Genomic DNA, 26,513 nt, shown 5'->3' on the forward strand with positions numbered 1-26,513 from the left:
ACCAGCAGGAGCACGATGAGCTGTTTGCCGCAATCCGCAACGGCGAGCAGATCAACGATACCGAGAACGGCGCCAAGAGTACGCTGACGGCCCTGATGGGGCGGATGGCCACCTACTCGGGGGATGTGATCGGCTGGGAGGATGCGCTCAATTCCCAGAAAAGCCTGATGCCCGAAAAATACGGCTGGGAGGAGACCCCGCCCGTCGTGCCGGGACCCGATGGAACATACCCGGTGCCCGTGCCCGGCGAGACTGAAGTATTATAGTCCCTCAAAATTCGCGGATGCTTTAACAGGCGGTCTCTTAACGGGTACCGCCTGTTTTTTTGTTCCGGGTACGCCATTTATTGTAAAGTTTTCAAAAAAGTTGCATAAAGAGTGAAAAATTCTATCTTGTAAATAGAACGCCTGCCTATCTTTATGTAATTTTTTACTACAGGGGTTCACGTCAAAGAAAGGGGAAGGAAACTTTATGGATCATTGCGACAAATTTGATTCGCTGCCGGATTCCGAAATTTGGCAACTGCTAAAAGAAGGAAATCGGAAAGCTCTCAAAACGTTATTTGATAAATACTACAATGACCTGTACAGCTATGCCTACAAGATAAGTCGTGACAAAGCCCTCTCAAAGGATTGCGTACAGGAGCTTTTTTATCGGGTTTGGGACCGGAAGGAGCATCTTTCCGATATTTCATCCGTGAAGGCGTATCTATGGGTTTCGTTGAGAAGAGATGTTTTTAAAGCGATCAGCAGGGATGACAAAACGATACACAGCGAAGATATTATTTCATACCCTGAACTGTTATCGTTCACACATGAAGATTTTATCATTCAAAAAGAAAAAAAAGAAGAGCAGAAAGAGGCTCTCCTTCGAGCTCTGAACAATCTGCCTGACCGGCACAGAGAAGCTATTTTTTTAAAATATTTCAACGGCTTAAGCTACAGCGAAATACAGCAGGTGATGTCGGTTAACTATCAAACAGCACGAAACTATATCTATCACGGCGTGAAAGCCTTAAAAAAAGAATTTGAGGGTAAAATATTCGTATCCTCAATCAAGGAAGCTATATAGGCCGAAATTACGGGTAGGGCGTGTAGCTAAGAATATTTTTTTTGTAAATAGCGATTACAAGCTCTTTCCTAACCGCTCTTTACTAGTATAGTGACTGAAGTTGTCAATAACCTTGGTGGTTTCAGAGAGGGGGAGTTAATGGGTAATAACAGCTTGTCCATAGATGAATTAACCCAGGATATCTCTTTTATCCGCTGGGTGAAGGGAACAGCCCGACCGGAAGAGATAAAGAAATGGGATGCATGGCTCGGCGAAGCGCCTGAAAACCGCTGCCGGGCTCGGAAAGCACAGCAAAAAGTGTTGGGGATAAACTTTGTCACCCGGTCGGTTTTTGACCTGGAACAGGAGTGGTCGGAGCTCGACCAGAGGATTACCGGCAGCATTCTTTCATCCAAATCGGCACCGGTTGCACCGAAAAAGTATAACCGGATCTTAAAAACAACAGCATCGGCTTCAGTTGTCATTTTGGCAGCGGACGCCGGACCGTTTCCGCTTTTTACCGGGTCGGAGAATCTCCCGGCCGCGCAGGATGAAACCGAATGGACAACGGTAGAAACTCCATACCGTCAGCTTAAAACAGTTACTCTTTCTGATGGCTCCACCATCATTCTTAACGCCAATTCTTCTGTCACGTTTCCTTCTTGCTGGATGCGTACAAGGAGTGCAGAGCTTTTTCTGGAAGGAGAAGCCTATTTCTCCATCCCGGATCGAAATTCTGCGGATACCATACCGTTTAAAGTCACAACGACCGATGGTACCATTTATGTAACGGGCACCAGGTTTGTTGTTAAGACGGATGAAAACAATACGGCTGTAGCACTTGAAGAAGGGGCCATTACCGTCACAAGAAATCTGGACGGCGAGCCCCCCGCAGTCGCCTACGAGGTAAAACCCAATGAACTTGCTGTTTTACACAAGCAAGACGCACACGTCAGCATTTCAGCAATATCAAATATAGAAGTGTTCACTTCTTGGACCGACCACAAGTTGGTGCTCGACAGCTCACCTTTTAGTTATCTGGTTCAGCGAATAAAAGAGACATACGGAACCAACGTCACCGTTACCGACGATCGGCTGTATCACCGGAAATTAACGGGATCAATACAATTAAAAGACCTGTCGCATGTCGTGCAGTCCGTTTCTGATGTAATGGATATCCACGTTACTCAGAAAGACGGGACTGTGTATTTCGGAAATAAAAACCGGTAAAAAAGAAAGGGAAAATCATCACAAATCAAAAAAATACCATGGCAAATCCATATCTAACTTAATAATAAAACTTATAAACATAGGGACAATGAAACTAACAAAATCAATTTTCCCCATCCTGGTGGCGATCTGCATGATCGTACCGGATCTGTCAGCCCAGGATGAACTTGACAATGCATTAACCCTGAATAGCCGGACCAATATTCACCTGGTGAAGTCGGGGACATTGCTGAGCGACGCACTGGCGGAAATCGAGGAAAAATATAATGTTGTTTTTCTTTATGAAAGCCGCTTGCTGGAGTCCAGAGTAGTGGACCGTGAATTTATGCTGTCGGATGACAACTTAATTAAGGGCGTGCAGGATATTATCGAGGAATACCCGCTGAAGCTGAAACAGCTGGATCACAGCCTGTATGGCATTATTCGGGATGAGTTCGCAGAAGCTGAAAAAGTATATATAGAGCTTGTAAGCGGGCAAGTAACCGACAATGCCGGGGAATCACTGCCCGGTGTGAATATCCTTGTTAGCGGTACCACGATCGGCACGACATCCGACACGGACGGCAACTGGGAGCTGGAGGTACCCTCGCTACAGGATACGCTGGTTTTTTCTTTCGTGGGATTCCAGACCCAGGTAGTTCCGATTGAAGGCCGCACGGAGATAAATGTGACGCTGATTCCCCAAACCTATTCCGGTGAAGAGCTGGTGGTGGTAGGGTACGGCACACAGACACGGGAAACTCTGACCGGCTCTGTAAGCTCGGTTTCCGGAGCCAGGATGGAAAAAGTTCCTGTTACGAACATGGCCAACAGCTTGACCGGCCAGCTGCCGGGCATTGTAACGGTAAACAGCAGCGGGGAGCCCGGCTATGACGGGGCAACCATTCGTATCCGTGGGGAACATACCCTGAACAACAACCAGCCCCTGGTTGTGATTGACGGGGTTCCCGATCGATCGGGAGGCCTGGACCGGCTGAATCCCCGGGATATTGAAAATATCAGCGTACTGAAAGATGCCTCGGCGGCAATTTACGGTTCGCGTGCAGCCAACGGCGTAATCCTTATTACCACAAAGCGGGGGCGGGAAGGGGCTCCCCAGTTCACGCTGAATCTGAACCAGGGATTTAATCAGCCGACGCGCATTCCCGAGATGGCGGACGCGGCCACCTACATGACGATGCTGAATGAGATCGATAATTACCGGGGCCTCGGCGACCGCTATACACAGGAACAGATCGACTGCCACAGAAACCAGGAGGACCCGTGGCTGTGCCCGGATACCGACTGGTTTGCCGAAGCGCTAAAACCGATGTCATTTCAATCCCGGGCTGACATGTCGGTGTCGGGAGGCGGTGAATCCATAAAATACTATCTTTCATTCAGTGGATTGACCGAAGATGGATACTACGAGAACAGCGCCACCCGCTACAACGAGTACAGCTTCCGTAGCAATATCGACGGACAGCTTTCCGAAAGTATCACCCTTTCCTTCGACGCCCTGGGGCGATTTGAAGATCGCAATTTCCCAACCGAGGGGGCCGGCGCCACTTTCCGCATGCTGATGCGCGGCAAACCGAACGAACATGGATTCTGGCCCAACGGTCTGCCTGCACCTGACATCGAGAACGGTACCAACCCGGTAGTCACCGGAACCGATGCCACCGGCTATGACGATGACGAACGCTATTATTTCCAAAGCAATGTCAGGCTTAAAGTCGAAATTCCGGGGGTCGAGGGACTGGCCTTTGAGGGAACGGCCTCATATGACAAGGATTTCCTCCAGCGTAAACGGTGGCAGACGCCGTGGACCCTCTATTCTCTTGAGGGCTTTGACACGAATGGAGACGGCATCGCCGACGGGATGGACAGCAGCGGGGAGCCGATCTTTAACTCCAGCCTCGTACCCAACCAGGACGCCAACCTTCAGCAGTGGTCTGAAACAGGCGATGGCATATTGCTGAACTTGGTGGGAACCTATCAGCAGGATATTGGGGATCACTCCTACAGTGTGCTACTGGGAGCCGAACGGCAGGAAGCCAACAACTCCGGGTTCTGGGCCTTCCGCCGCTACTTCCCCTCTACCCAGATTGATATACTTGATGTGGGGGGCGAGGAGCAACAGGATCTTGGGGGCGGTTCACGACAGGTAATTGATGACCGAAATAACCAGGAAGCCCGGCTCAACTATTTTACCCGCCTGAATTACAACTATCAGAGCAAGTATCTCTTCGAATTCGTCGGTCGGTACGACGGGTCCTATATCTTTCCCGAGGGCGAACGGTTCGGTTTCTTTCCCTCTTTCTCCCTGGGATGGCGACTGAGCCAGGAAGACTGGTTCCAGGATGCTACGGGCGACTTTTTTGACGAGCTGAAGCTACGTACTTCCTGGGGACAGACGGGCAATGACCGTATCGAAGAATGGCAGTTCCTCTCCACCTATACGTTTGGCGGGGGATATATCTTCAACAACTCGGTGATGCAGAGTATTTTTCCGGGTCGCACGCCAAATCCAAATGTAACATGGGAGGTAGCCAACCAGTTTGACGTCGGCATAGAGTCAGCAATCTTTGACAACCAGTTGTCGATAGAATTCGACTACTTCAACTACCTGAGGGAAGATATCCTGTGGTGGAGAAACGCCTCTGTTCCGCAGACAGCTGGCCTTGAACTCCCGAGGGAGAATATCGGTGAAGTGAAAAGCTGGGGATTCGATGGCTCCATCTCATGGCGCAAGCAGCTGAGCTCCAACTTCCTGATCGATGTTGCGCTTAATGGTGGCTATGCTACCAACGAAATCCAGTACTGGGATGAACCGCCGGGAGCTCCCGAGTGGCAACAGTCGACGGGAAGAATGATGGAAGCTCCGCTTTTGTACAACGTCATCGGTGTATTCAGCAACCAGGAGGAAGTAGATAACTACCCCCACTGGGATAATGCCCGACCCGGTGATCTTATTTTTGAAGATGTGAATGATGACGGTGTAATCAATTCAGATGACCGAATCCGGGTGGAGAGAACCGATCTTCCAAAATGGAACGGGGGATTAAACATCAGTGGCCAGTACAAGTCCTTCGACTTTGTCGTATTCTTCCAGGGTGCGGCAGGCGCTTCTCAATGGGTGCAGACCCAGTCCGGAGATTTTGGGAACTACTTCCAGGAGTTTGCGGAAAACCGGTGGACCCCCGACAATCCGGATGCCTCGGGACCGAGAGCATTTCAGCGTGAAGAGGAATACTGGATTTCTCAACAAAACACCTACTTCTACCTGAATACGGATTACGTCCGCCTGAAAAACCTGGAAATCGGGTATAATGCTCCCACTTCGTTCACAAGCCAGTTGGGACTTGACCGATTGCGGATATATGCAAACGGGTTCAACCTTTTGACGTTCAGCGACTTTTGGATGGATCCGGAAGCACGCAATGCCTCAGGATCATACTACCCGCAGAAAAGGGTTGTTAACCTGGGACTCTCGCTGTCATTTTAGCGGTTTGCCGGTGCCCGCCTGATCCCGCAACAGCTCGGGTGGGCACCTCCCTTAAAACTATTGAAGATAAAAGGAAATACGATGAAGAAACTACACACTATATATCAAATACGATTTAAGGTTCTGGGCGTCCTCTGCATCCTGTTTTTATTCGGGTCGTGCAGCGAAGACGTACTGAATCTCAGTCCCACGGACCAGATATCTGACAACACCGTTTGGGAGGATCCCGCGCTGATTGACCTGTATCTGGCAGATATTTACAGAAGAATGCACCACGGACTTGACGAGGTCAAGCTTTCCTCACTCTCGGATGACACGCATTTCATCCACGGGTACGGCACGATCGAAATTGTGCAGGGCATCTCCAGCCCGAGTAATATCGGGGCCTGGGGGCGCGGCGATCTCCGGCACTTCAGGTGGGATCATCTGTACAGCGCCATACGCCAGACCAACATTGTGCTGGCCAATATCGATGAGGCCAATGTCAGCGAGGAGTTCAGAGATCACGTGAAAGGGGAGACGCATTTTTTGCGCGCCTTTTTCTATCACAATCTCGTCCGAAATTACGGCGGTGTCCCGATCGTTACGCAAGTCTTTGAGCTTGATGACGATTTGCTGGTTCCGCGGAACAGCTTCGAAGAGAGCGTCAACTTTGTGGTGGAAGAAGCCGACCGCGCTGCAGCCCTGCTCCCGCTGGAAGCCCGCGATTTAGGTCGGGCGACCCGGGGTGCGGCACTGGCGTTGAAATCGCGAATACTGATTCATGCGGCCAGCGACCTGTTTGCGGATCCCATCGGTTCAAATCCTGAAGTGACGGGGTACACCTCCGGCAGCCAGGAGGCTCGCTACCAGGCTGCCAAGGATGCTGCCGAAGCCGTAATGAATATGGGAATCTACAGCCTCTTTGAACGGGTTCAGGGTGATCCCGCCACGAATTATGAGCAGATCTTTATTGTAAATGAAGATCATGAAGAGACAATCATGGCGCGCTTTTTCCTCGGAAGCCGCGACTGGCAGGATCGCTTCCTGCCCCACCAGTTTAACGGTCCGAACGGTTATCGCGGGTGGGCTGGTAACACCCCGCTGCAGTCGCTGGTCGACGCCTACGAGATGGCTGACGGCACTGCGTTCGACTGGAACAACCCGGATCACGCCTCCGATCCCTATGCCAACCGGGACCCCCGCCTTTATGCCTCTATCCTTTTTGACGGGGCTCCCTGGGTAACGCCTCCCTCCTTCAGGGAACCGTATGACGCGTTCGGAAACATCCAGACGTTTGAACGGGTGACGCTCCCGGATAACTCGCAAGTTGTGGGGGTTGATACCCGAAACGGTCCGATAGAGGACTGGAACGGCAGCTATTCCCGCTATTATTTGCGGAAATTTATCGATCCCACGCTGCCGCCACAACAGCGGCAGGAAACCCCGTGGATCTACTTTCGTTACGGGGAAGTGATACTCAACTATGCTGAAGCGTGCATCGGACTTGGAGAAGAGCAAAATGCAAGGGATGCCATCAACATGATTCGGGAACGGGCGGGCATGCCCGACATCACCGACAGCGGGCAGGCGTTGATTGAGCGGTACCAAAATGAACGTCGTGTGGAGCTTTTTGGTGAAGAACACCGGCTGTTCGATATCCGGAGGTGGAAAACCGCTCCCACCAAGTATGAAGACGCCCGTGGTATCCTGATAACTGCGGAAGCGACCGATCCCAGGGATCGCAGCACATATTCCAATTACACCTATGATCCCACCCTGCACGTGCAAGACAGGGCGTGGGATGACAGCCACTATTTTGCACCGATCCCGTTTGACGAGATCAATCGAAACGACCAGCTGGTGCAGAACCCGGGATATTAATCCCGTAAAATGCTGAAAAGCAGTTCATAATTGTGAAGCAGGTCCGATGGCGTTGGACCTGCTTCTTTTTTACCACCGTTTGAGGAAGCATGAGCAGAGATTCGTGAGGTTATCTCACGTCAGGCGGGCGAATTTCGCTAACGATAACATAATGTATTCCCGTTTAGAGATTCATAGCACCTTGCTACACCTATTCCTCGGTGTACTGACCGGTTTTGCTGCCGCTCCCATTCAATCGGCTGCGCAGTCTTCGTTGGTGCAGGGAATAGTGACAGACCGCGCCTCGGCACGCCCACTGGAAGGAGCCAACGTAGTCCTTCAAAAACCGGGAGGCGAGCAGGAGATTCGCCGCGGGATGGCCACCGACAACAACGGATTTTATCAGATTACGAATGTGCAGCCCGGTTTGTACCTCTTCCAGGTCAGCTTCGTGGGATATACGACATTCAAGGATACACTGACACTGGAACGAGAAGAGATACGGACGGTCAGCGTAGCCCTGGAACCGGATGAAGAACAGCTCAGTGAGCTTGTCGTATCGCCACTGCGGGGAGCAGCCCGGCTGGAGGCGGGCCGGCAGGAAATATCGTCGGTGGAGATCCAGCGGGTTCCGTCTCCCTCGGGTACGGGTGATCTTGCCAGCTACCTCCAGGTTTTGCCGGGTGTTGTATCGACAGGAGACAGGGGCGGACAGTTTTATATTCGCGGTGGTACACCCACCGAAAACATGGTACTGGTCGACGGAACATTGATCTTTCAGCCTTTTCATATTCTGGGCTTTTTTTCGGTATTTCCGTCGGACCTGGTCAGTGAAGTCAATTTTTATGCGGGGGGATTCGGGCCGCGCTACAGCGGGCGGCTCTCCTCGGTGCTGGACGTGAAGATGAGGGACGGCGATCGTTACCAGCCGAAGGGAGCGGTCAGTCTGAGCCCGTTTCTGGGAGAACTCGCGGCTGAAGGCCCTGTTAAAAAAGAAAAATCCTCCTTCATCGCCTCGGCACGACGCTCTCTTGTTGAGCAAACCAGTCCCTGGCTGCTCAATGAAAAACAGCCGGTCCATTTTGAAAGCCAGTATCTTAAAATAAGTCACTTTGGAGAGCAGGACTCCCGCTGTTCCGCCCTGGCGCTCCGGACGCTCGACCGCGGCCAGCTGGATATCGAAGGTACGGAAGTGACCCAGTGGAAAAATTTTCTGCTGGGGGGTCGGTGTGTTGTGTTGCCGGTTGACACCGACCTGCTGTTTGACCTGAACACCGGTTTTTCTCACGTGTCAAATGCGGTGGGCAGCCGCGGTGACCCGGAAAGATTTTCATGGATTACACGGTTTAACCTGGATGCCAACATCACGCGGTATATCCGGCAGACAAGATTCAACTATGGACTTTTTGTACACATTCAGTCGCTGAAGTACGATTTCAGGGACCAGTTTCAGGTGCCCCAGCTGGCGGCTGCTCACCTGTTGAACGGAGGAGGCTACTTGGAAGCCACCATACCTGTGGGTCGACAGTTACGGCTGTACCCGGGAACAGTTTTTACACTCTACCGGGAAAATTATAAGACAGGGTTGCAACCCCGCTTCAGAGTTACCTGGCAGCCGCGCAATAGGGAGGATGCCGCGTTGAATTTGGCGTTAGGCCGCTATACGCAGTCGCTTGTGGGACTTAGCGATACCAGAGACGCCAGTTCTGTTTTTACCGCTTGGATGCCCGCCCCGGTTGGAACAGCTAAAAAAGAATCCATCCATGCGCTGATGGGGTGGAACCAGGCGCTGGGTCGGGGTATTCATTTTACGGTGGAAGCGTATCATAAATGGTTGCGAAACATCCCGGTGGCAATCTGGAGCACGCTGGCGGAATTCACGACCGATCTGGGCCTGACCAACGGGCGCATCTACGGTAGTGATATCCGCCTTGAATTAAATTATCACAAGTGGTATGGATTCCTGGGCTATGGATATACATGGACGGAGTACCAGTCCGCGCAAGATCATTTCAGCATCTGGTTTGGAGAACCGGTCCAGCACTATCATCCCCCGCATGATCGCCGGCACAAACTCAATGGATTGATGAGCATGTCGCTTGGAGCGTACGAGTTTGCATTTCGCTGGGAGTTTGGCACCGGGGTGCCGTTTACGCGACCGATCGGGTTTGACGAAATATTTTTCTATAACGAGCGGCTCCCGGATCTGAAACGGGCATTCGGCACCTCGCGTGTCATTCTCGAAAAGCCGTACCAGGGTAGGACCCCGGCCTATCACCGGTTGGATATTTCGCTAGAACGCTCGTTCAGATTTAAAACCGCCAGCCTGGCACTGCAGATCGGGGCAGTAAACCTGTATGACAACAACAACCTTTTCTATTATGATGTTTACACTCACCGGCGGGTAGATCAGCTGCCCCTGGCTCCCTATCTTTCTATAAAACTCGGGTACCGCTGATGATCCCACTCCGCAAATTTACACGAAATATGACCAGTAGTTTCGGGTTCGTTGCGCTTTTTCTATGCAGTTTGTGGGTGGTTGGTTCATCCTGTGAACAGCCTTTTGAGCCGGTTCGGGAAAATGAGCGACATTTCTTTTCCATCAACGGGTACCTGGATGTATCGGCCGACACCCAGTGGGTACGGGTGATGCCGGTTCGAGAAACTATAGGCCTGTCCCCCGGACTGCCGGTCCCCGTGGTGGCGCTTGAACACCTGCAAAGTGGTCAACTCGGTACCATGAGGGATTCACTTTTTCGATATGCGGGCAATCGGTACGCCTATATTTTCTGGTCGACCATGCAGATTCTGCCCGGAGAGAGATACCGGATTTCGGTAACCGACTCCGCTGGCCGCAACAGCTACGCAGAAGTTACGCTCCCGCAGGATTTCCCGGTCCCGCAATTTAGTGAACCTGAATTCGGAGCCGATATCCTGACTATTCGGCAAGTTGAACGGCTGGCTGATGTGCAGGTGGTCTATCGCATACTCTACGATGAAACCGGGAAAACAGTTGAGGTTTCGTTTCCCTTTCTGCAACAGAGTGTCTTTATTCCGCCGTCAACCTACCGGGTTTCGATTAATCCCGATTTCGGGCGCTCGATGATCCGTGAAATGTATTGTGGCATTACCGTGACCGAGCGGAATGTGTTTGTGGCCTCGGGCGGTCCTGAATGGGTGGATTTTTTTTCCCTTGACCGCCATACGATCGCTTTACCTGAAGGGGTATCCAATATTGAAAACGGGGTCGGATATTTTGGAGGAATTCTCAGTAAAACCTTTCCCTATGTGAACAGTGAAGGAGATCGGGGACTGTTTCAGGTGCCTTGCCCTTCGTAGATCTCGTTGACACTTAGCCCGGATTTCACCAAGAATTTTTTTAGCAAGGCGAAGGGAAAAGGGCCGCGCAGGCGTACGTTGGTACATTGAACAGGTGATTTGTCCTTCAACGCAGCTGAAAGGCCAATTTCGCAGCCTATTACGAACTGTAATGATGATTTGGCAGTAAAAAATGGGATAAGGTATGGTCATCCATGAAGTTACATGATTTTATCCAAAATACTCGTGAGAAACCCGGGTTAGGACGTTCACAAAAGTCACGCTCTTCCCCGTAGGGTCTTCCTAATCATCCTTGCTTGTGTTCATTTTGAGTGGTTGACCCAGGCTCAAAAATGCGGGGTTCAGTAAAATTGCTATGGCAACAGAGTACCACTCAGGGTTTGAAATGGGCAGTGACCTCCGTTGGGTCGTTGGTACTTCGGCCTTCGCGGATATGCAGAATTTCATTCAGATTAAGTTCTGGTCCCTTCAGCGTATCGGTCCGTCCCGAAGGCCATTGGATGGAAAGTTTTTTAATGACTGATCTCCCCAGCCCAAAGAACAGTGATTTGCTGCCCGAACTCAGGTAGGAGTTGCCCGCCGAGACAATTTGATGTTGGGTTAATCCATCTTTTCGCTCAATAGAAACACGGGCACCGATCGCATCCCGGTTGGAAACCGTCCCTTCAAGATCAATTTTGATCCAGTTGTTTCCAGCAGTCTGGTTCAGAAGCAGCTGCGGGGCAGCCCCGTCAATATTGGAAAAGATGAGATCCGGTTTCCCCGAGCGATCCATATCGATCACAGCCAGCCCACGGGTAAGCTGATTGTTTGGAAACTGTACGACGCTCTCCGTAACATCTTCAAATCCCCTATTGCCGGTATTTTTAAAAAAGAGGTTTTCCGCCTCCTCATATTGATCCCAGATAGGCCCGCCTGCCATCGCCAGGTCCAGGTGCCCGTCCAGGTCAAGGTCAACAAAAGTGATACCCCAGCCAGAAGAGCGGGCGCTCGGCATTATGCCGGTGTAGAAAGTGGCAAGATCGAACCGAAGATTTTCATAATTCCTGAACAGGGTGGTCATCTGGGGAGCCAGGTTGGTCATAACCAGGTCCATGTATCCGCTGTGGTTAAAATCGGCGGCATCCACTCCCATGCTGCTTTTGTACTCATCGACAAACCCCGCCTTGCCTATTTCAAGGAAGGTCCCCTCGCCGTTGTTCAGGTACAACCTGTTGGGCGACATATCATTCGTGATATAGATATCGGGCCACCCGTCGTTGTTAAAGTCAGACCAGATGGAAGAAAGGCCCTTTCCATTCTCACGGTAACCGGTTTCATCACGGTTTGTTATGCCGGTCTCATCTGTTACGTTGGTAAACGTGCCATCCCCGTTGTTTCGGAAAAGCACGGAGGACTGCCCGTTATAATCCACCGGGATGAGCGCCCCCCTCCCGTAGTGCGCAGGGCTGTTAATATCCCAGTCAACATTGTTAATTACCAGAAGATCCACGTGCCCGTCCCGGTTATAATCTCCGGCAGATGCGGCAGCTGCAAGGCAGGGGAGGACTCCGCAAAGTCCGTCCAATGCAACGCCCGCCGAGGCTGTAATATCTGTAAAAGTTCCCCCGTGATTCTTGAAAAGCTGTCCGCCGTTGTATGCAGCAATATAAAGGTCCTGGCTGCCGTCATTGTCAAAATCAAAGAAGAGCGCCCCCATCGGATAGCCCCGGATGTTATTTAGTCCCGCTTCTGCGGTTCGGTTTTCAAATGTTCCGTCTCTCCGGTTCAGGTAAAGGGCCGATTGTGAGTATGGTTGTGGATAATTCGGATCAAAAGAGGGCATACCCGTAAAGAAGAGATCCTCCCAGCCGTCGTTGTCAATATCGGCCACGGCTACCCCTCCGCCCATTACTTCCAGGTAGCTGGGATTGGCCCTGTAAATCGGGGCTCGCCTGTAGGAATCGAGTCCGGCCCGTTTTGTTACGTCAACCAGTTCAATGTTGGGACCCGAAAGAAATTCCATTTTGTAGAAACCGGAATAATAGCCAATACCCGCAAGCAGAATAACAGCCAGGCCGCCAATGGCGATATATGATAATCTCAGTCGGGCGCCCTGAATATTTTTTGTTGAGCCGGACATAGGCAGATGTGGATATTGCACTTGTTGATGTTGGCAATTGTAGGTAAAATGAAGAAAAAAGTTTTTCGAAACCACTGGTAGGTTCAATTTTTTGAACAGGCAGGCTGAATCGCCAGAACCCGGTGCCGGGAATACAATTACGGAACATTTAATATGGGCAGGGAATTGAAGTTTATGATAACGGTTTCTGCGGTGCTGCTGGTAACGGCGCTCTGGTTTCAGCTGCTGCTCGTTCCCGGACCATTCGAGAATAAGAAACAGCAGTCTGCCGCCGATACCGGTCCCGACCCCGATATTCCGGAAGGGAGACGGTTGTCCGAGATGCACTGCAGCAGCTGCCACAAGTACCCGAGTCCCGGGCTGTTGCCCTGGCAAACCTGGCGTTTTGAGACGCTGGGGGCAATGGCTCCCTTTCTGGGAATCGATGATCCCTCGACGAGCAGTAGTTCACGTGACCAGCAAAAAAATCCCTACATCCCTGACAGCGTGTATCCGGCGGAACCCAGGATTAGTGAGGAAGAGTGGAAAAAAATTCGTGCTTTTTACCTGTCTGCTGCCCCTCCCAAATTAGCAAGGAACGAAGCGAAACCCCGGATAACGGTCGACTCACTTTACTTCAGATCCCGTACGCCGCGTATAATGCCGCCAGACTTCCCGGCGGTTACTGCAGTTGCATTTGATCCTGGGAACCGGGTGTTATTCATTGGAGAAGCTAATGAAAGTAGGTTATTGATTTTCAATCAAGAGCTGGAGGAGGTGGAGCGTTACGACACCGATTCGCCGGTCTCCCATATTAAGATTCTCGGCGATACTATGAAGCCGGGACCACGCAAGATCTTAATTACCCTGATCGGAAACCTGTACCCGGGTGATGCCCCATATGGGTCGGTGCTGCACGCACGTTATGATGCCGAAGATCAGGTCATGCAGGTGGATTCCGTTCTCTGGGATCGTATAGCCCGCCCTGTGGAAAGTCAGCTTGCGGACCTGGATGGAGATGGATCAGACGACCTGCTGGTCAACGAGTTCGGGCACCGTGCCGGAAACCTGTTTTGGATGGAGAATATTGGGAACAAGGTCCAACACGAAAAAAAGATACTGATCGACCGGCCGGGCTGCATTCAGTCGCATGTAATGGATTATACCCGGAATGGCCACCGGGATATCCTGGCACTCTGTACCCAAACTGACCAGGCGATATATCTTTTTGAAAACAGGGGAGCAGGGGAGTTCCACAGGCAGACATTGCTCCGGTTCGAGGTTACCGCCGGGTCCAGTTCGTTTGAAGTCCATGATTTTAATCAGGATGGGAACCCGGATATCCTGTATACCAGTGGAGATAATGCCGACTTTTCCCAGACGCTGAAGCCGTATCACGGCGTATATATTTATTTGAATGATGGCCGCGACGAATTCACAGAGGCGTGGTTCTACCCGGTAAACGGGGCATACAATGCGAAAGCCCGGGATTTCAATGGTAACGGCCGGCTGGATATCGCCGTAATTTCCTATTTTGCCGATTATGCGAACAGTCCGGAAGAGGGCTTTATTTATTTCGAGAATCAGGGAGATCTGTCTTTTATCCCATACCATCACCCGGCGGCCGGTGCGGGAAGATGGCTGACGATGGATGTAGCAGATTGGACCGGCAACGGAAGGCCGGATATTGTGTTGGGCAGCTTCCCGGAAGGTCCCTTCGCAAATACCAGCCGAAATTCGGAGCAGTGGAGAGGGGGACCCTGTTTTTTGGTGTTGGAAAATCAATCGCACGGGGCGGAATGAAGTTGTCATTTTCCGGCAGTGAAGACCCAGGGCCGGCTGTATAACTAAGGATATAATTCTATCCCGGAAATAAAGCTAACCAATTGCTTGCAATCAATTTATCAAACGTGAATCGAACCTGTATTAAAACATTATCCCTGTTTTTAATAGTTGTCGGGGTTTGGGCGGGATGCTCCCCGGACAGCGACCTGCAGTGGCACCAGGAAGAGGACTATCGCTGGGCGGAACTTTCACCGGGATTTTGGGGCGGCACCGGGTTTCGTCAGCTCAACCCGTCGTCGACAAAAATTGAGTTCAGCAACCGGGTGTCGGACCAGGATGTGCTGGAAAACAGGAACTATCTCAACGGATCGGGAGTGGCCGCCGCGGATGTAGACGACGACGGGCTTGTCGATCTCTATTTTGGGCAGCTGAACGGTCCCAATAAACTGTATAAAAACCTGGGAGGACTCCAGTTCAGCGATATTACGGATGAGGCGGGCGTGGCGCTCGAAGGATACAACACTTCGGGCGTCCTGTTTGAGGATGTGGATGGAGACGGGGACCAGGATCTGTTGGCAACTTCTCTCTCAAAGCGGAATGAACTCTATATCAATGATGGGAAGGGGCATTTTGAACGGCGGGAAAACAGCGGGCTTGGGCCTTCAAAAGGAAGCAACACAATGGCGATGGCGGATATTGACGGGGATGGGGACCTGGATCTCTATATCACCAACTACAAGTTGAAAACCGCCCGGGATATCTTTACTGCTGACGAGCTGGCACTCCAAAACACCGTGGAAAAAAGGGGCGATTCCCTGGTAGTACTTCCACCCTACGATGAGTATTTCGGGATTATTGAAACGGAGGGTCAATCCTACCGCAACGAATATGGAGAGGAGGATGAGCTGTACCTCAACGATGGGAAGGGATATTTCCAAAAGGCCGAAAACCTGAACCAGCGGTTCATCAGTTATGACGGGGAGGGAAAAGGGTTGTCGCGCGACTGGGGTCTAACGGCAAAATTTTACGATATCAACGGTGATCACCACCCCGACCTGTATGTGGCCAACGACTTTTGGACCCCGGACCGTATCTGGATAAACCAGGGCGACGGAACGTTTAAAGGAATTCGCAGGAATGCCATTCGCAGCATGAGCTTCTCTTCCATGGGGGTCGACTTTTCAGATATTAACCGGGACGGGCGGACCGATATATTCGTTACCGAAATGTTAAGTGCTGATCACGAGCACAGTATGCGGCAGATCTCCGATTATCTCGATCCCATTGATGGCCGCCCGCAATACAATCGGAACTCGCTTTACCTGAACCGGGGCGACCACACGTTTGCCGAGATTTCATACCTGGGTGACCTGGAGGCAACAGAATGGTCGTGGGCCACCAAATTTTTGGATATCGATCTCGACGGGTACGAGGACCTGCTGATTACGACCGGGAACGGGAATGACTACCAGGATATGGACACCCAGATTGAGATGCAGCGGCGGGATCAAATGAAACCGGCTTCGGGTGACCTGCTGAAATACCCGGTATTGAACCTGCCGAACAAGATGATCAGGAATAACGGGGACTTGACTTTTACTGACAAGAGTGCCGAATGGGGATTTACGGATCAGGATATATCGCTGGGAATGGCCGTGGCCGACCTCGATAACGACGGAGATCCCGATCTGGTGATAAACCGGCTGAACCAGGTGGCTTCGCTCTACGAAAACCGTTCCAATGCCCCGCGGATCGCCGTACAACTCGTCGGACTTGAACCCAATACCGCGGGAGTAGGGGCCAAAGTTGAGCTGCGCGGTGGCCCCGTTCCCCAGCAAAAAGAGGTGACCTCCGGGGGTGACTATGTATCGGGCTCCCAAAAGACAGTTTGGTTTGCCGCTGATAAAGATAACCCGGACCACCAGCTTGTCATCCGCTGGCCTGACGGCAAAAAGAGTACAGTCGACAATCTCCGGGTAAACAGGATATACGAAGTTGAACAGCCCGGCGGGAACCAGGCCAAAAAAGACGTTGACAGGACATACCCCGAAAACCTTGAGACGATGTTTGAAGATATATCGGACCGGATCAACCATGTTCATCACGAAGCACCGTATGACGATTTCATGGTACAACCGCTACTGCCGCGAAAATTAAGTAGACAGGGTCCCGGCGTTTCCTGGCTGGATTATGACCGGGATGGGGATGATGACCTGTTTGTAACGTCTGGAAGAGGAGGCGGGATCGGGATCTATTCCAACAGGGGAGACGGGGAATTTCACGCCACTTCAATCGATGGGGTCTCGACGGAAGCCCCGGGTGATCAGACCGCTGTCATCGGATGGGGGGAGGAGGGGCAATTCCAGCTTGTCCTGGGGTACTCCAATTTTGAGGGGGGCGATCCCGGGGCCCCATCAGCGCTACAGGTGAAGATATCGGCAAAAAGCGCCTCTGTTGTGCATGATATTCCCGGGATCCTTTCCAGCACGGGGCCCATAGCCGCTGCCGACTACGACGGTGACGGGGATGTAGACCTGTTCGTGGGCGGTAGCTTTATCCCTGGCCGTTATCCCGAGGACGCTTCATCGAGGTTGTTCCTCAACGAAAACGGCACGTTTATACTCGACCAGGTTAACTCGCGCAAGCTGTCTGGAATCGGGCTGGTCTCCGGGGCGGTATTCAGTGATTATGACCGGGATGGTGACCCGGACCTGCTGCTCGCCCGCGAGTGGGATTCGATCGTGCTCCTTGAAAACAGGGAGGGCAACTTTAACGACCGCAGTTCAGACCAGAAACTGGCTGGCTACCGGGGATGGTGGAACGGCATCACAACCGGCGATTTCAACAATGACGGTCGCCCGGATATCGTAGCAACCAACATTGGTAAAAACAGCGTTTATCAGCTGGAAAATGAACAGCCGTTGAAGCTATACTACCAGGATTTTAATATGGACGGAGTGCTGGATATTGTAGACAGCTATGTTGAGCCGGCCACCCGCCGGTATGTCCCCCGGAAAAAGCTGTACGAGTTCGATTCGCTGCCGTTTATCTACCGCTATGTCAACACGCACGAGCGGTTTGCCCGTTCGTCACTGGCCGATATTTTCGGGCAGGACTTCAGCCGGATTCCATCGAAAGAGGTTAATATGGTGGAGCACGTTCTCTTTTTGAATACCGAACAGGGCTTTGAGCCGCATCCGCTCCCCCTGGAAGCGCAGTTCAGCACCGCATTCCAGGCCGTGGTGGCCGACTTTGACAACAACGGGAATGAAGACCTGTTTTTGAGCCAGAATTTTTTCCCGTTTCCGCCTTCAACACCACGGGTGGATGCAGGGCGCGGCTTGCTGCTGCTCGGGGATGGAGAGGGTAATTTCAATGTTAAAGAGGGACATCAGAGCGGGTTGGAAATTTACGGGGATCAGCGGGGATCGGCAGCGGCGGATTTCGACGGAGATGGCAAAACGGATCTGGCAGTCTCCCAAAATGGAGATAGCACCAAGCTGTTTTTAAACCGGTCAGAAAAACCGGGAATACGTGTACAACTTGTGGGCCCGCCCGAAAACCGGGAAGCGGTCGGTTCTGGAATCCGGCTGTTATACGAAGATGGATCGCGGGGACCGTGGCGCGAAATACAGGCCGGGACAGGATACCGGTCCCAGCACAGCAAAGTACAGGTTATGGGGTCCGCCGGACCGGTGACGGGAATTGAGATTACATGGTTCGATGGAAAAAGCACTCGCGTGGAGGCCATGGAAGTAAACAGGAAATATGTGATCAGGTACCATTAAAACTACCGGTTCCGGCAGAAAGCGGCTGGAGTATTCTTGTATTATTAACACTTATTTTTTATTCTCAGGAGGTGGTTTCAGTGAGTGACTTAAGACAAAAATAACAACCTGTCTCAGGTGGTCATCGCAGCTAATAAGGGAAAGGGTACTACATGAACCGACCGGATAATCTGGATCTGGTGCCGGATGTACAAATCTGGAAATTATTAAAAAGTGGAGATCGAGCAGCGTTAAAACAGCTGTTCGAACGCCATTACCATGACCTGTACCTGTATGCCTACCGGTTGAGCGGAGACAGGTTCCTGGCTAAAGATTGTGTCCAGGAGCTTTTTTTCAGAATATGGGACCGCAGGCGGCACCTGGCAGACAGCTCGAATGTAAAAGCCTACCTGTGGATTTCGCTCCGGAGAGATGTATTCAAGGCGATCGACCGGGAATTTCATACCGTCAGTACTGAGGATATCATTACGTACTCAAGCTCGATATCATTTACAAAAGAAGATTTGATCATCCGCAGGGAACAGAATCAGGAGCAGACCGAGGCCCTTGTCAACGCGTTGAATGCACTCCCCGACCGGCACAGGGAGGCGATTTTCCTGAAATATTTTAATGGAATGGGATACAAAGAAATCCAGCAAATTATGTCGATTAATTACCAGACCGCGCGCAACTACGTGTCAAAAGGGGTTAAGGCACTTAAAAAGCAATTGGAAGGTCGTACGTTTATCTCCTCCTGGGAGGCGATCATGTAGCTTTTCTACTGCACTTCATCCCTCCATAAACTTATTCCTAATGGTGTTGGTACCACGGCTTCCTGGAAACGATTTGGTAACCCTCTTTCGTGGCTAGGATGTTCCTTTTTGTATGCCCAAAAAACATTCTGGCAACCCCACTACCGTTCATTTACAGGTTTCCCTCTCCTCCCTTAATTAATTTTCCTGCTGTTGCTGTACAGGCCCAGTCAACATCGTTATTGTCGGATCACAACTTTTTTTAAAAAAATCCATTACAAAGCAACCAACTGGTGCTCTTTATTATCTGATTATGTTTAAGAAAGAATTTTTATAACCGAATAGGTTTGGATAATGGAGATTTCATTGGTAGAAGAATTAACAAATAACCTGTCGTTTATCCGGTGGGCCAAAGGATCCGGATCCCCGGAGGAGATGAAAAAATGGGATCGGTGGATTTCTGCCAGCGCCAGGAATGAACAGCTGGCGCGGCGTGCACAGCAAGAGGTGCTTGGAATCGATTTCGTCAACACCGGGTCCCAGGAACTGGATCTGGACAGGGAATGGGATGAGCTTGAACAGCGGATAGAGCAGAAAAACAGTCTCAAAAGATATGCAGTTTCTTCTGCTCAGCGCCGGCAGCGGGGCAGTTGGTACCTTAAAATTGCCGCGGCTATGTTGGTGGCTGCACTGGCGGGCGTGGTCTCCTACAATATCGTGTCCAACCAGAAGACGGACTCGGAGCAGCAGGCCCAGCTGGAATGGAAGACCATTGAAACCGATTTTCAACAACAAAAAACGATTGCATTGTCCGACGGCTCCACGATCCGCCTGAACGCCAATTCCGCTATCACCTACCCGGCGGGATGGGTGCGTGGCAATCTCACGGAAGTGTACCTGGAGGGCGAAGCCTACTTCACGATTGTCAGCAGGGAAGAGGGCAAGCAGCCTCCCTTCCGCGTTATTACCGATGACGGTGTCGTAGAAGTTATGGGAACCCGATTTGTAGTAGCAACCAGTGAAAATGACACCCGCGTGGGACTGGAAGAGGGCAAGGTGTCGATCCGGAAAAGCAGCGATGCTGAGGGAGGCGACACCGAATCGAAAGAGTATATCATGCAGCCCAATGAAATGGCTCAATTCAGCAGGGATGCGCAAGAGGTCAACATCAGCTCTCATAAAAATCTTGATATCTACACCTCATGGATTGACCAAAAGCTGATACTGGACAGCTCGCCCTTGTCATATCTTATCTACCGAATCGAAAATACCTATGGTGTGGATGTCGTGGTGAACGACGAAGAACTTTACGAACGCAAACTGACCGGAACAATACAGCTAAAGGATCTGGAGTATCTGACCCAGTCCATTTCAGAAGTGATGGACGAGGAGGTCTCCCTGTCCGACGGGAAGGTCTATTTCGGAAATCTTAATTAACAGCAAAGGGGGTTTTCTATCAAAAACCGCAACAGACCAAACATACAACCTATAACCACAACTACAATGTTAAAGCACTAAATACAGGGATTATGAAAATACTTAAATCTATTTTTAGCGTCCTGGTTGTGTTCTGCATGCTCGTGCCGGATGCAATTGCACAGGATAAGATTGACAATGTGTTTACCCTGAACGACCAGAAAAAGGTACATCTGGTGGAATCGGGGACACTACTCAGTGACGCACTGGCAGATATCGAAAAGAAGTATGATGTTGTTTTCCTTTATGAAGATCGCCTGCTGGAGTCCAAGCGGATCGATCGGGAGGTTGTCCTGACTGAAAACAGTATCATGAAAGGGGTCCAAAATGTGATCCACGGATATCCGCTTGCCCTCAAACAACTGGATAACAGGTTGTTTGGTATTATTCGTGCTGAAGTTCCCGAGAAGGAACAGAACCAGAATATGGAAACCGTCAGCGGGCAGGTTACCGACAATGAAGGTGAAACCATCCCCGGTGTTAATATTATTGTGAAGGGGACTACCACCGGTACCACGTCGGGAGTCGACGGCAACTGGGAACTGAATGTACCTTCCCTACAGGATACCCTGATTTTTTCATTTGTCGGGTTCCAGCGACAGGAAGTACCCATCAACGGCCGCACCTCCATCGATGTGACGCTCATGCCACAAACCGTTTCAGGAGAAGAGCTTGTAGTTGTGGGTTACGGTGAACGCGAGAAAGAAACCTTGACCGGCTCCGTAAGCGCGGTTGGCGGCGAAGATCTGGAGAAGGTGCCTACCAGCAATGTTTCCAATACGCTGGGCGGTCGCATTCCCGGGCTTGTTACCGTAAACAGCAGTGGAGAACCCGGCTATGACGGATCCACTATTCGCATTCGCGGTAACTCTACGCTCGATGATGATCGCGGTGACGGACTCGATACCAATGCTCCTCTTGTCGTAATCGACGGGGTTCCGAATCGTTCCGGCGGACTTGACCGCCTGAACCCGGAAAATATTGAGAGCATCAGTGTACTCAAGGATGCTACCGCAGCCATCTATGGTTCACAGGCTGCTAACGGTGTTATTCTGGTGACCACCAAGCGTGGAACCAGCCTTGCAGGCGGACCTCAGTTTAATCTCAAATTCAACCAGGGGTTTAACCAGCCAACCCGTATTCCGGAGATGGCGGATGCCCAGCAGTACCTGAGCATGCTTAATGAGATCGATCACTATCGCGGTCGCCCGTTGAGCTATACTGAGGATGAGATTCAGAGATATGGAAATCCCGATCACCCGGAATATGATCCGTGGCTATATCCGGATACCGACTGGTTTGCAGAAGTGCTGAAGCCGATGTCGTACCAGACCAAGGCCGACATGTCCGTTTCCGGGGGAAGTGAAAATGTCAGCTATTTCCTCTCTTTCGGAGGTCTTACTGAAGATGGCTTTTATGAAAACAGCGCCACCCGTTACAACCAGTACAACTTCCGCAGCAACATCGACGGACAGATTAACGACAACATCAGCCTGCGGTTCGATGTCTCCGGCCGCCTGGAAGACCGCAACTTCCCGAACCGTTCAGCGGGCAGTATTTTCCGCTTTACGATGCGCGGGAAGCCACACCTGCCGGCCCGATGGCCCAATGGACTGCCGGGACCCGATATCGAGAACGGAACCAACCCGGTTGTAGCAGCCACCCCGGAAACGGGCTACTCTGACGACGAGCGATACTACTTCCAGAGTAACCTTGGACTGGATGTAGACATTCCGGGCGTTGAAGGTCTGGGCGTGCGGGCAAATGTGAGCTACGACAAGAACTTCCAATCAGTGAAAAACTGGCAAACACCGTGGACACTCTACCAGTTTGACAGTGGAGCCTACCAAAACGCGGGTGATAACGCGGATCCGGAGCAGTTCCTGACGGGAGCCCCCCGCGGATTCCCCGAACCACGACTTTTCCAGGAGTCAAGTGAAGGCTACAACGTACTGTTGAATCTTGTTGCGGAATATCAGCGCGATTTCGGGGATCACTCCACCAGCTTCCTGCTGGGTACCGAGCAGACCCGTTTTAAAAGCAACTGGTTTAATGCATTCCGTCGCTACTACATCTCCGATCAGGTAGACCAGATGTTTGCCGGCGGCGATTCAGAAAAAGACAATGACGGAAGTGCTTCAAGTGGTGCGCGACTGAACTACTTTACGCGAGTTAATTACGACTACCAGGACAAGTACCTGTTCGAGTTTGTCGGCCGTTATGACGGTTCCTATATCTTCCCTGAAGAGGGACGATTTGGATTCTTCCCAGCATTTTCAGCGGGATGGAGAATTTCGGAAGAAGATTTCTTTTCCGACAACGTCGGTTTCATTAATGAGTTGAAACTGCGCGCCTCCTGGGGACAAACCGGTAACGACCGTATCGAACCCTTCCAGTATCTCGCGCCTTACGGTTTTGGAGACGGGCGCGTGATGGGCGGCGGATCTATTCAACCCTCCGTTTACCAGACTCGGGTACCGAATCCGGAAGTTACTTGGGAGGTTGCAAACCAGCTTGACGTAGGTATCGATGCAACGATGCTCAACGACAATATTTCGTTGACCTTCGACTACTACGACTACCTCCGCGAAGACATTCTCTGGTGGCGCAACGCTTCCGTTCCGCAGACATCAGGACTCACCCTTCCGCGCGAAAATATCGGTGAGGTTCGCAGCTGGGGATATGACGGATCCATCACCTACCGCAACCAGGTGGGGAACGATTTCTTCTACGATGTAACCCTGAACGGAACCTATGCGCTGAACGAAATCAAGTTCTGGGATGAGGCCCCGGGCGCGCCCGAATGGCAGCAGTCCACCGGCCACCCGATGTTTACCAGTCTCTATTACGTAGCAGACGGTATCTATCAAACCCAGGATGAGATCGACAACTCAGCACACTGGGATGGTGCCCGACCCGGTGACGTGATTTTTAAAGACCTGAACGGCGACGGCGAGATTACCGCCGACGACCGCAAGCGGATTGACAAAACCGATGTTCCGAAGTTTACCGGGGGACTTGAGTTTTCCGCCTCGTACAAAAACTTCGATTTCATCGTGTTCTTCCAGGGCGCGACAGGCGGCGTGGTCTACACGCAGACCGAATCTGGAGAGATCGGAAACTTCCGTGCGGATTTTGCGGATAACCGATGGATAGGAGACCTTGACGGAGACGGATCTCCTGACCGACCCAGCACCACCGATCCACGCACGTGGAACCGCGGTGATGAGTACTGGGCCAGCAATGCCAATACCTACTTCCTGGAAGAGACCGACTACATTCGCCTGAAAACGGTTGAGATTGGATACAACCTGCCCACCGACCTGCTTGACAGGCTGGGTATGCGGAGCATGCGGGTCTACACCAACGGCTTCAACCTTGCCACACTCAGCAAGATCAAGTTTATGGATCCCGAAGCCGGCGCCGGTAATGGTCAGTATTACCCGCAGAAGCGAATTATCAATGTCGGTTTATCCGTATCATTCTAAGCAAAAGTAAATGATCATTATGAAGCAATTTATTTATACATCAACACTCGTTTGTTTTGTATTCCTTGCCATGACGGCTTGCGATACCTCGATCCTGGACAAACAGCCTTTGGATACGGTATCGGAAGAGAATGTCTGGCAGGACCCAGCATTAACGGAAGCGTACGTAAATGAGCTGTATGTCGGCATGGGAAGGGGCTTCGGGGAGACCATGATGTCCTCTCACGCCGATGAATCACATTTCATTCACGGGCGCGGTACCATCGATGTTGTACAGTCCAACATCAGTCCCAGCAACATGGGAACCTATACGGATGATGAGTTGAGCCATACGACATGGGGAGCGATCTACGAAAATGTTCGTTCTGCGAATATTTTCCTCAACAACATTGAGGATGCCGCCGTAGAGGAGTCACTCAAGGAGCGGTTGACCGGCGAGGTCTACTTCCTGCGCGCCTACTTTTACTACATGGCGTTCCGCCAGTGGGGAGGCGTCCCGCTTGTGGATCAGGTGTATGAACTCGGGCAGACTGAGGAGATGCTGATTCCGCGAAACACACTGGAGGAGACTGTCAACTTTATCGTTTCCGATCTCGATGAAGCCGCCTCGCGATTGCCGCTCGAGTACAGCGGCGAAGATGTGGGACGAGCCACCCGGGGTGCTGCTCTGGCACTGAAATCGCGCGTGCTGCTTTACGCGGCAAGTGACCTGTATCACGATCCCAGTTGGGCCGGCGGGTACAGCAATCCGGAATACATCAGCTACTCCGGTGCCAACCGTACCCAGATGTGGCGAGATGCCAAGAATGCAGCCAAAGCGGTAATGGACCTGGGAATCTACCAGCTTTATGACCAGAACCCGGATCCGGTGGCCAACTACACGGAGATGTATCTCAACAACTCCTCCGAAACAATCATGAGTCTCAACGTGAACTCGGAATTTCCCTACGAGTACAATGAAGCCGATCACGGCCTCTACAACGGGCCCAACGGCTATCACACCTGGGGTGGTAACGTTCCGATTCAAAAGCTGGTTGATGACTTTGACATGGAAGACGGCTCCGAGTTTGACTGGCAGGAGTTTGAAAACGGAGACCCGGTGTATGGCGACTCACCGTATGAAAACCGCGATCCCCGCTTCTACGCCAACATTATGTATGACGGGGCCGACTGGCAGCAGCGTCCGCCGGACGTAACGGGGGATCCCGAAGGACGGATTCAGACTTTCCTCGAATACTACAACGTGGACGACAACGGCAACCGGCTCAACCCGGATAATCCCATTCCCGGACTGGATACCCGCAGTAGTCCTATCGAGGACTGGAACGGAACCACGACCGGCTATTACGTACGCAAGTTCATGGATCCGGCCGTGGATCACCAGAATGAGATCCAGGAAGTTCCCTGGCCCTATTTCCGGTATGCGGAGATTCTCCTGAACTATGCGGAGGCTTCCATCGAACTGGGTGAATATGTCGACGCCCGCCGCGAGCTGAATAAGGTCAGATCCCGTGCCGGCATGCCGGACATTACGGAAAGCGGGCAGGCGCTGATGGAACAGTACCGGGATGAACGCCGAATTGAACTGATGTATGAAGAACATCGCTTCTTTGACGTTCGTCGCTGGATGATAGCCCCGGACGAACTGGATGACAACGCCCTGGGTATCTACCTGACGGCTGAGCACAACGAAAACGACCCCTATTACGAGTACACCTACTCGGATATCGAGCTGATCGAGGTTCAGCAGCGGGCGTGGGAAAACAAGATGTACCTGTACCCGATCCCCCGCGAAGAGGTCAATCGAAATGATCAGCTGGTGCAAAATCCACTGTACAGCACAAACTAAAGAACACTGGTAGTCACGCGAACCATGTGAATAAACACGTAAATTGCTGGAACGTGACTTGGTTTGTGAGATATTCAGCAACTGTGCTGTTATAAATTATGGAAGCAGGCTGGAACTTCAGCCTGCTTCTTTTTTTATCTTCAACTGTTATTCAGGAACTGCTGAAAACACTATATTAATTTTGAGTGGAAAGAAAACCGGGAACTCCTTTTCTTTGCGCTCAAAATTGGATATGCTTTCGAGTTCAACCAATAACTAAAACCAAAGGGATATGAACAGGAAAACATTTTTACGCAACAGTGTGCTGGCGGGCTCGGCGATGGCTGTACCCGGGAGTGTGAAGGGGA

Annotated in this window: 13 protein-coding genes and 1 pseudogene; 13 read left to right on the forward strand and 1 reads right to left on the reverse strand. The window is 51.5% G+C overall.

Annotation, left to right across the window (positions count from 1 at the left end):
• The 7 genes and pseudogenes from ACG2E4_RS16690 to ACG2E4_RS16720 all read left to right on the forward strand — a co-directional run.
• Nucleotides 1–266: pseudogene (locus ACG2E4_RS16690) on the forward strand (dehydrogenase); the annotation flags it as partial.
• Nucleotides 267–471: 205 nt separating this feature from the next.
• Nucleotides 472–1,071 (forward strand): RNA polymerase sigma factor, encoded by a 600-nt coding sequence (locus ACG2E4_RS16695; protein WP_395262218.1) that lies wholly within the window; start codon nucleotides 472–474, stop codon nucleotides 1,069–1,071.
• A 138-nt stretch (nucleotides 1,072–1,209) separates the two neighbouring features.
• A complete protein-coding gene (locus ACG2E4_RS16700) occupies nucleotides 1,210–2,280 on the forward strand; it encodes a FecR family protein (RefSeq protein ID WP_395277281.1) in 1,071 nt (356 codons plus the stop codon).
• 88 nt (nucleotides 2,281–2,368) lie between these two features.
• The gene (locus ACG2E4_RS16705) at nucleotides 2,369–5,767 is read left to right on the forward strand and encodes a SusC/RagA family TonB-linked outer membrane protein (protein ID WP_395262220.1); all 3,399 of its coding nucleotides are present in this window, start codon (nucleotides 2,369–2,371) and stop codon (nucleotides 5,765–5,767) included.
• 81 nt (nucleotides 5,768–5,848) lie between these two features.
• Nucleotides 5,849–7,630, forward strand: a complete 1,782-nt coding sequence (locus ACG2E4_RS16710) for a RagB/SusD family nutrient uptake outer membrane protein (protein WP_395262221.1) — start codon at nucleotides 5,849–5,851, stop codon at nucleotides 7,628–7,630.
• Nucleotides 7,631–7,811: 181 nt separating this feature from the next.
• Nucleotides 7,812–10,067: a carboxypeptidase-like regulatory domain-containing protein gene (locus ACG2E4_RS16715; protein ID WP_395277282.1), complete on the forward strand. Its 2,256-nt coding sequence runs from the start codon at nucleotides 7,812–7,814 to the stop codon at nucleotides 10,065–10,067.
• Nucleotides 10,068–10,096: 29 nt separating this feature from the next.
• On the forward strand, nucleotides 10,097–10,948 hold the full coding sequence (locus tag ACG2E4_RS16720; RefSeq protein WP_395277283.1) for a hypothetical protein: 852 nt from the start codon (nucleotides 10,097–10,099) through the stop codon (nucleotides 10,946–10,948).
• Between the two features lie 373 nt (nucleotides 10,949–11,321).
• Here ACG2E4_RS16720 and ACG2E4_RS16725 read toward each other — a convergent pair whose 3' ends face one another.
• The gene (locus ACG2E4_RS16725; protein WP_395277284.1) at nucleotides 11,322–13,070 is read right to left on the reverse strand and encodes a CRTAC1 family protein; all 1,749 of its coding nucleotides are present in this window, start codon (nucleotides 13,068–13,070) and stop codon (nucleotides 11,322–11,324) included.
• A 153-nt stretch (nucleotides 13,071–13,223) separates the two neighbouring features.
• On the opposite strand from ACG2E4_RS16725, the gene ACG2E4_RS16730 reads away from it, so the two are divergent.
• From ACG2E4_RS16730 to ACG2E4_RS16755, 6 genes are all read left to right on the forward strand, one after another.
• Nucleotides 13,224–14,852, forward strand: coding sequence for an FG-GAP repeat domain-containing protein (locus ACG2E4_RS16730; RefSeq protein ID WP_395277285.1), 1,629 nt, complete (start codon nucleotides 13,224–13,226; stop codon nucleotides 14,850–14,852).
• 107 nt (nucleotides 14,853–14,959) lie between these two features.
• Entirely contained in the window at nucleotides 14,960–18,622 is a 3,663-nt protein-coding gene (locus ACG2E4_RS16735; protein WP_395277286.1) for an FG-GAP-like repeat-containing protein, read from the forward strand.
• Between the two features lie 152 nt (nucleotides 18,623–18,774).
• A complete protein-coding gene (locus ACG2E4_RS16740; protein WP_395277287.1) occupies nucleotides 18,775–19,374 on the forward strand; it encodes an RNA polymerase sigma factor in 600 nt (199 codons plus the stop codon).
• 333 nt (nucleotides 19,375–19,707) lie between these two features.
• A complete protein-coding gene (locus ACG2E4_RS16745; RefSeq protein ID WP_395277288.1) occupies nucleotides 19,708–20,790 on the forward strand; it encodes a FecR family protein in 1,083 nt (360 codons plus the stop codon).
• Between the two features lie 92 nt (nucleotides 20,791–20,882).
• Nucleotides 20,883–24,317 carry a SusC/RagA family TonB-linked outer membrane protein gene (locus ACG2E4_RS16750; protein WP_395277289.1) on the forward strand — a complete coding sequence of 1,145 codons (3,435 nt, stop codon included), beginning with the start codon at nucleotides 20,883–20,885 and terminating at the stop codon, nucleotides 24,315–24,317.
• Between the two features lie 19 nt (nucleotides 24,318–24,336).
• Nucleotides 24,337–26,166 carry a RagB/SusD family nutrient uptake outer membrane protein gene (locus tag ACG2E4_RS16755; protein ID WP_395277290.1) on the forward strand — a complete coding sequence of 610 codons (1,830 nt, stop codon included), beginning with the start codon at nucleotides 24,337–24,339 and terminating at the stop codon, nucleotides 26,164–26,166.
• The last annotated feature ends 347 nt before the right edge of the window (nucleotides 26,167–26,513 follow it).

The sequence above is a fragment of the Halalkalibaculum sp. DA384 genome, from assembly GCF_043951955.1.
Taxonomy (GTDB): Bacteria; Bacteroidota; Rhodothermia; order Balneolales; family Balneolaceae; genus JAMQKA01.